The sequence below is a fragment of the Gallibacterium faecale genome, from assembly GCF_027920745.1.
Classification (GTDB): domain Bacteria; phylum Pseudomonadota; class Gammaproteobacteria; order Enterobacterales; family Pasteurellaceae; genus Gallibacterium; species Gallibacterium faecale.
This window is the reverse complement of sequence record NZ_JAQIBB010000115.1, coordinates 1-8,021: the sequence shown is the minus strand read 5'-3', so window position 1 is coordinate 8,021 and position 8,021 is coordinate 1. Positions and strand designations below refer to the sequence as shown.

At 37.6% G+C, this 8,021-nt stretch carries 6 protein-coding genes and 1 other RNA gene; 2 read left to right on the top strand and 5 right to left on the bottom strand.

Translation table 11 applies throughout. The features are described from left to right. The 5 genes from PF272_RS12120 to guaB all read right to left on the bottom strand — a co-directional run bounded on the left by PF272_RS12120 (position 1) and on the right by guaB (position 6,235). Positions 1-1,200 (bottom strand): tyrosine-type recombinase/integrase, encoded by a 1,200-nt coding sequence (locus PF272_RS12120; RefSeq protein ID WP_271142951.1) that lies wholly within the window; start codon positions 1,198-1,200, stop codon positions 1-3. Between the two features lie 215 nt (positions 1,201-1,415). Next, positions 1,416-2,990: a glutamine-hydrolyzing GMP synthase gene (gene guaA / locus PF272_RS12115; protein ID WP_271142950.1), complete on the bottom strand. Its 1,575-nt coding sequence runs from the start codon at positions 2,988-2,990 to the stop codon at positions 1,416-1,418. 50 nt (positions 2,991-3,040) lie between these two features. After that, positions 3,041-3,712: an HAD family hydrolase gene (locus tag PF272_RS12110; RefSeq protein ID WP_271142949.1), complete on the bottom strand. Its 672-nt coding sequence runs from the start codon at positions 3,710-3,712 to the stop codon at positions 3,041-3,043. Positions 3,713-3,824: 112 nt separating this feature from the next. Continuing rightward, on the bottom strand, positions 3,825-4,751 hold the full coding sequence (locus PF272_RS12105) for an ADP-ribosylglycohydrolase family protein (protein ID WP_271142948.1): 927 nt from the start codon (positions 4,749-4,751) through the stop codon (positions 3,825-3,827). 14 nt (positions 4,752-4,765) lie between these two features. Beyond that, a complete protein-coding gene (gene guaB / locus PF272_RS12100) occupies positions 4,766-6,235 on the bottom strand; it encodes an IMP dehydrogenase (protein ID WP_271142947.1) in 1,470 nt (489 codons plus the stop codon). Positions 6,236-6,433: 198 nt separating this feature from the next. On the opposite strand from guaB, the gene PF272_RS12095 reads away from it, so the two are divergent. After that, positions 6,434-7,327: a Dyp-type peroxidase gene (locus PF272_RS12095; RefSeq protein ID WP_065238086.1), complete on the top strand. Its 894-nt coding sequence runs from the start codon at positions 6,434-6,436 to the stop codon at positions 7,325-7,327. A 187-nt stretch (positions 7,328-7,514) separates the two neighbouring features. Continuing rightward, positions 7,515-7,881, top strand: a transfer-messenger RNA (tmRNA) gene (ssrA, locus tag PF272_RS12090). Positions 7,882-8,021 lie beyond the last annotated feature (140 nt).

Sequence of the window (8,021 nt, the reverse complement as noted above, 5' to 3'; positions counted from 1 at the left end):
CTAAATCCCTTCACCTCTAATCCACTCGTCAACCTTATTCGCCCACGCTTGCATCATATCACGCCTTTGTACTTCATATTCCGCCTTGTTGTACACGGCACGAACTCCTTGTTGCTCGTGGGCAAGAGATTTTTCAATCCAATCACTATTAAAGCCCATTTCGTGCAATAACGTTGAGCCAGTTCTGCGTAAATCGTGGACAGTAAAATAATCAATTAGAGGTTTTTCGCGGTTTATATATTTAATACAGTGATCAATTACTCGGTTAATAGAACTGTTCGCAATTGGCTTTCCTCTATTTGTTCTCCCTGGTAACAGATATGGAGAACCCTCAGAATAAATTTGAAAAGCAATAATTAAATCAAGTGCCTGTTCTGACAAATAAACATTGTGCGTCCGCTTTGCTTTCATTCTTTCAGCTGGGATAGTCCACACTTTGTTTTTAAGATTAACCTCGTCCCAAGTCGCATTGATTAATTCCCCTTTTCGCACCAAAGTTAGCAAAATAAATTTTACCGCTTTGCGTAAAGCAAAATCAGACTGCATTTCATCCAAGGCATTAAAGAATAAATGGATTTCTCTCGGAGATAACACACGCTCGCGTTTTTTAAATGTGGCAATAGATGAATTAGAAATTTCATCGGCAGGATTAGTGTACTTATGCCCTCGAGCAATTGCATAACGATACACATTTGCGATCAAATCTCTTACAAAAATAGCTGTGGATGGTGCTCCTCTTTCTTTTATTTTTTCACAATGCCGCCGAATATCATCTGAGGTAATTTCTATCATCAATCTATTACCGAAAGTATTTTTGATATCTCGCTCATAAGTCGCAATACGTAATGCTTTTGTACTTTCTGCTAATCTAACATCTTCCAAATATCTTTCCGCAAAAGAAGAAAATCGTTCTGCGTTACGAATTTGATTTTTCGCATTACGTTTTTCAGCAGCGGGAGAAACTCCTTCACTGACTTGTTTCCGAGCAATCATCAATAGCTCTCTAGCTTTAGATAGATTAATTCCATCAACACCATACTTACCGATAGTCAAAGTTTCACGTCTTCCATTAATTCTATAGTCGTATCGAAAAATAATAGAGCCTGATGTTAATACCGCAACATAAAGTCCGTCACGATCAGCAACTTTATACAATTTCTCTTTAGGCTTCAAAGACTTGATTTTTGTATCAGTAAGCATAATATGTCTCCTAATATACCGTTATTAAGTTGACGGTATTTTTGATCTTTTTTAAGAGTTACGCAATATTATACCGACATTTATACCGCAAAAAATTTGATATAACTTGAAATACTATGAAATACTATGAAATACATTGAAATAATAAAAGCCTTGCGTAACAAGGCTTTGTCTTTATTTTGAAATAAAATGATATGTTATGAAATGTGAAGATTTTATTCCCACTCAATCGTTGCTGGTGGTTTACCAGAAATATCATAAGTTACACGAGAAATTCCATTAATCTCATTAATGATACGGTTAGATACTTTACCTAACAGATCGTAAGGTAAATGTGCCCAGTGTGCAGTCATAAAGTCGATAGTTTCTACTGCTCTTAATGAAACAACCCAATCATATTTACGCCCATCGCCCATAACACCCACTGATTTTACTGGTAGGAATACTGTAAAGGCTTGGCTCACCTTATGATACCAACCTGCATTATGTAACTCTTCAATAAAGATTGCATCCGCACGACGTAACAGATCACAATATTCTTTCTTCACTTCGCCAAGTACACGCACACCAAGACCCGGACCTGGGAATGGATGACGATAAAGCATATCGTAAGGTAGCCCTAAAGCTAAACCAATTTTACGGACTTCATCTTTGAATAACTCTTTTAACGGTTCTACTAAGCCAAGTTTCATATAATCTGGTAAACCGCCCACATTATGGTGAGATTTAATCACATGTGCTTTACCTGTCTTGCTTGCTGCTGATTCAATCACATCTGGATAAATTGTCCCTTGAGCCAACCATTTCACGTTAGTATGTTTATGTGACTCCTCATCAAATACATCAATGAATACTTTACCAATCATTTTTCGTTTTGCTTCGGGATCACTAACTCCTGCTAGCTCACCTAAAAAACGATCTTCTGCATTCACGCGCGTGATGTTCAACCCAAATTTGTTACCGAACATCTCCATCACTTGATCACCTTCGTTTAAACGCAGTAAACCATTATCCACAAACACGCAATGTAAGTTATTACCGATCGCACGTTGCAATAATAGTGCAGTAACCGATGAATCCACACCACCTGATAAGGCTAAAATAACCTCATCATTACCTACTTGTGATTTAATCCGAGCTACGGCATCTTCAATAATATTTTCAGCGGTCCAACGTTTTTCACAACCACAAAGATTAACTACAAAATTTTCTAATAGTGCTAAGCCTTGTTTAGAATGGGTTACCTCTGGGTGGAATTGTACGCCATAAAAACGGCGTTCTTCATCTGCCATTGCTGCAATTGGACAAGTTTCGGTTGCGGCAGAAATGTGGAATTGTGGCGGAATTTGCGTTACTTTATCGCCATGGCTCATCCATACATCAAGCAATGCATTGCCTTGTGCAGAATGTGCATCTGCTAAATTGGCAAATAATTTATCTTGTGTAACGACTTCAACTGATGCATAACCAAATTCACGTTCATTAGACGGTTCAACTAAACCACCTAATTGCATTGCCATAGATTGCATACCATAACAAATACCAAGTACAGGTACGCCTGCTTTAAATACATATTCTGGTGCACGTGGGCTTCCTGCTTCAGTTGTACTTTCTGGACCACCTGAAAGAATGATCCCATTTGGTGCAAAATGGCGAATATCGTCTTCTGCAACGTCCCATGCCCATAATTCACAATAAACGCCAATTTCACGAATACGGCGTGCGATTAATTGGGTGTATTGTGAACCAAAATCTAAAATTAAAATTTTATGTTGGTGAATGTTGTTCATGTTATTTCTCTAGTTGATTAAAGTAATTACTGATGTACTGCTAAAATTAGTTACTTTTCCTGATGTAATTGACAAATTATGCCTAAAATTTCTTGCATATCTTTGCCCATATAATCTGCTAATGATTGATCGATAATCATCCGAGTTTCTTGATAGCCGATCACCGTTATTCCAGCTTCTTTGGCTGCAACCATTCCATAAAAAGAATCCTCTACTGCTACGGCATTCTCTGCTCTAACACCTAGCTGCTCCAGCGTATAACGATAAATGGTTGGATCTGGTTTACTGCGTTGGAAATTTTCTCCACTCACAATCAGATCAAACTCTTCCTTTATTCCACAAATCGACAAAATATTATCAATATGTGCTTTACAGGAAGAAGATGCTACTGCTAACTTAATTCCATTCTGTTTCGCAAACTGAATAATTTTATTGATGTCTTGACGGAAAATCGACAAATAATCTAATTGACTAAATAACTGTTGTGTAAAACGCTGATATCGTTCTGTAATTTCTGCAACAGATAATGGTGAGGAACACAATTTTTTGATCATTGCAGGAATTTCTTTAACAGAAAGCCCCACTAGTTGTGAATGTTGCTCCAACGTAATCTCTTGATTATTGGTTAATAATTCCCGCATAAATTGTCTTTGTGCATCAAATTCAACATACTCGGTATCGACAATGACACCATCCATATCAAAGATAATTGCTTGCAGCATAATTATATTCTTTCCCTTATCTGTTTTTATTGCTTTTATTTGTAACGAATTACCACCAAATATCGTGGCTTATTTATGTTTACTAGCAGCATAACCTGTATCTCATTCTAGTTCATACACAGGTATCGTTATCTATCGATCGTGAGATTAAATTCATAGCCAAATTTTCAATATCATACCTACGATATAACCAAGATAGCCAAGTCTGAGGGATCTGATTGATACCATAAAAAGCACCAGCAATCTGTCCACAAATTGCTGAAGTTGTATCTGCATCATCGCCTAAATTTGCTGCCAGTAAAATCGCATCTTTAAATGTTTCAGTATGCCAAAAAGCCCACAAAGCAGCTTCAAGGCTATTAATGACATAACCATTCCCTTGAATATCTTCGGCACTTTTTGTTTGAAAACTTAAATCAATAACTCCTTGCAACGTATCAAAACGATCAAAATCATCATCAATAGCAAATAATTCAGCTTTAGCTTTTCCTTGCAGTGCATTTTGCAACAGATACGCAAAATATTCACAACTTTGTAAACACGCTGATGAAGCATGTGTTGTTTTAGAACTTAGTTGAGCATACTTTCCTAAATCAGGATGATTAAAATAATATAAAGCTATTGGAGCTAAACGCATTAATGAACCATTCCCTGAATATTTAGGATTTATATTTTCACTATATGCTCGCTTGGTACGATGAAAGTTAATTAACTCTTGAACCGTATGTTTACCTATTCCAAAAGCATTACCTGTACTTGAGTTATACCCTGTACTTGCCCATAAATAGTAACGTTCTAATTGATCTATTGGATCAAACTTATCGCAATGAATAAGACTTTCTGCTAAACAGATGGCCATTGAGGTATCATCTGTCCATTTTCCTCGTTCGAGGTTAAATTTTCCACCACCAACCATATCGGTTAGTGGTGTTTTAATCCATTTTCTTGCCTTAAACTCTAAGGTTGTCCCAACAGCATCACCACAGGCTAATCCTAAAAGACAACCTTTAGCTCGTTCTAGCAAAGAAATATTATTCATCGCTTAAGCCTAAATTACCCCATTCTATAATTTGGCGCTTCTTTGGTGATGGTAACATCATGAACGTGGCTTTCTTTAATCCCTGCTCCACTAATCCGTACAAATTGAGCTTTTGTACGAAGTTCTTCGATAGTTGCACATCCAGTTAATCCCATACAAGAACGTAATCCCCCCATTTGTTGGTGAATAATTTCTTTGAGATAACCTTTATAAGCGATTCGACCTTCAATACCTTCTGGAACTAATTTATCGGCAGCATTATCAGATTGGAAGTAACGATCTGATGAACCTTTTGCCATCGCACCTAATGATCCCATTCCACGATAAGATTTAAATGCACGACCTTGATACAGTTCAATTTCGCCCGGTGCTTCTTCTGTTCCTGCTAACATTGACCCCACCATAACACAAGATGCGCCTGCGGCAATCGCTTTGGCAATATCACCTGAATAACGAATACCACCATCAGCAATCACAGGAATACCGCGATCTTTTAAGGCTTCTGCTGCATCAGCAATCGCTGTAATTTGTGGTACACCTACCCCTGTCACAATACGAGTTGTACAGATTGAACCCGGCCCAATCCCGATTTTCACCGCACTCGCTCCAGCATCAGCTAACGCAATCGCACCTTCAGCAGTCGCTACATTACCCGCGATAATTTGTAAATCTGGATATTTTGCACGTGTTTCACGAACACGTTGTAATACGCCTTCTGAATGTCCATGTGAAGAATCAATTAATAATACATCTACCCCAGCTTTAACTAACGCATCAATACGTTCTTCATTACCTGGACCAGCACCGACAGCAGCACCTACACGCAAACGACCAAACTCATCTTTACACGCATTCGGTTTTTGTTCTGATTTTTGGTAGTCTTTTAAGGTAATCATTCCTTTTAATTTAAATGCACTATCTACAACCAACACTTTTTCTACACGGTGACGGTGCATTAAAGTAAAGATATGTTCGCGATTAAATGATTCGCTATCTGTCACAGTAACTAAACGTTCTTTTGGGGTCATTACTTCTGTTACTGGTAATGAAAGGTCAGAAACAAAACGCGTATCTCGCCCTGTCACAATTCCCAATAAATCTCCATTTTCTGAAGTTACTGGATATCCAGCAAATTTATTTTTCTTGGTTAATTCTGCTACTTCAGCGAGCGTGGTAGTTGGACGTACGGTGATTGGATCATTAACAATCCCGCTCTCAAATTTTTTCACTTTACGCACACGTTCTGCTTGGCGCTCAATACTCATATTTTTATGGATAAAACCAATTCCACCTTCTTGGGCTAATGCAATCGCCATTTTAGCTTCAGTCACGGTATCCATTGCAGCAGATAAAATTGGAATATTTAGACGAATTTTTTGAGTTAATTGGGTTGAAAGATTTGCCGTATTTGGAAGTACGGTGGAGTGTGCAGGTACGAGAAGAACATCATCAAAAGTGAGGGCTTCTTTAATTACTCTAAGCATTGCAATATCTCTCTGTTATGTAGTTAATAAAAAATAGATGAAAAATATTGCGGCGGCATTATACAGAGTTTTTTGCTTAATGAAAATCTATTTTAATAGAAAATACGCAAACGATTACTTTGACAAATTTCAACATCTCTCAAACGCTATTTGCGTTATAATAAATCATTATTTTTAATCAAAAACATGGAGTAAATTATGACAGCACAAACCGGTATTTTATTTGAAAACTGTAAAGCCGCTATCTATATCGAAGCAAAAATTGAAGATTATGCAGCTATTGCAGAGGCGTGCAAAAATGTCGTAAAAATGACAGAAACATTACAAAAACAACATCCTGATGCACATTTACATAGTGTCATCGCTTTTGGTCATAACGCTTGGCGTAAACTTTCTAATGCAGCTGATGCACAAGAATTAAAACCATTCACTCAATTAGGAAAAGGTAATTTAGCCGCACCAGCAACACAAAATGATTTATTAATTCATATCCTGTCACTACGTCACGATGTTAATTTCTCTTTAGCTCAGTTAGCACTAAAAGCTTTTGGATCGGCTATCCAAGTTGTAGAAGAAAATCACGGTTTCCGCTGGGTGGAAGATCGCGATCTTACTGGTTTTATTGATGGTACTGAAAATCCTGCTGGCGATGCTTTACGCCGTCAAGTTGGTTTAGTTGCTAGTGGTATCGACCAAGACGGAAGTTACGTTCTTACTCAACGCTGGGAACATCAATTAGATAAATGGGAAAAATTAGATCAACATAAACAAGAGCAAGTCATTGGTCGTACTAAACCCGATAGCGTTGAATTAGATGAAGTGCCACCAACTTCTCATGTTGGTCGTGTTGATTTAAAAGAAAATGGTAAAGGCTTAAAAATTTTACGTCAAAGTTTGCCTTATGGTACAGCCAGCGGTAAACATGGGCTTTATTTCATCTCTTACTGTGGTACATTGCACAATATTGAACAACAATTACTCAGTATGTTTGGTGAAACCGATGGCAAAACTGACCGTTTATTAGGTTTTACCAAACCTGTAACTGGCAGTTATTATTTTGCGCCATCCCTTGAGCGTTTATTAACTTTATAATTTCAATCATCTTTCCACTCATTATTAAAGAAGAGGTGCCAAATGCTTGAGTTTTTATCTAGTCCTACTTTAGAAATTTCTAGCAAAATAATTGGCTCTCTTCTTAATAATTGATATCAACTGCTGCTTATCAAGACAATGTTGCCTTTCTATCTATTATATTTTTTGTTAAAATAGCGAGAATTTTGGGGCTGATCTAGGATTCGACGGGATTAGCGAAGCCCAAGGTGCATGTCGAGGTGCGGTAGGCCTCGTAAATAAACCGCAAAACAATAGTCGCAAACGACGAAAACTACGCTTTAGCAGCTTAATAACCTGCCTTAAAGCCTTATCTCCTCAGCTTCCGCTCGTAAGACGAGGGTTCAGATAAGTCATCCAAAACGAGATCGTGTGGACGCCACCGCTTGAGGATCGAAGCACTAAATTAAATCAAGCTAGCTTATTTATCGCGTGTCTGTCCGCAGTGAGTAAGTGAAATTAAAGACTAGACTAAACATGTAGTACTGAAGGTAGAGGAATTTCGGACGGGGGTTCAACTCCCCCCAGCTCCACCAAATTTGATATAACAGTGATTCAACTATAATAATAAAAACAATGATTTATGAATATAAGCATCATTTTTATATCACTGTAATACAACCTAAAATGATCCGCAGATGATCCGCAAAATAATACAACATCAAAAAGAGACTTT

What these genes read in the sequence shown, in the direction of transcription:
- PF272_RS12095 (WP_065238086.1), top strand. Translation starts at nt 6,434, where the DNA reads ATGACAGCACAAACCGGTATTTTATTTGAAAACTGTAAAGCCGCTATC.
- guaB (WP_271142947.1), bottom strand. Translation starts at nt 6,235, where the DNA reads ATGCTTAGAGTAATTAAAGAAGCCCTCACTTTTGATGATGTTCTTCTC.
- guaA (WP_271142950.1), bottom strand. Translation starts at nt 2,990, where the DNA reads ATGAACAACATTCACCAACATAAAATTTTAATTTTAGATTTTGGTTCA.
- PF272_RS12120 (WP_271142951.1), bottom strand. Translation starts at nt 1,200, where the DNA reads ATGCTTACTGATACAAAAATCAAGTCTTTGAAGCCTAAAGAGAAATTG.
- PF272_RS12105 (WP_271142948.1), bottom strand. Translation starts at nt 4,751, where the DNA reads ATGAATAATATTTCTTTGCTAGAACGAGCTAAAGGTTGTCTTTTAGGA.
- PF272_RS12110 (WP_271142949.1), bottom strand. Translation starts at nt 3,712, where the DNA reads ATGCTGCAAGCAATTATCTTTGATATGGATGGTGTCATTGTCGATACC.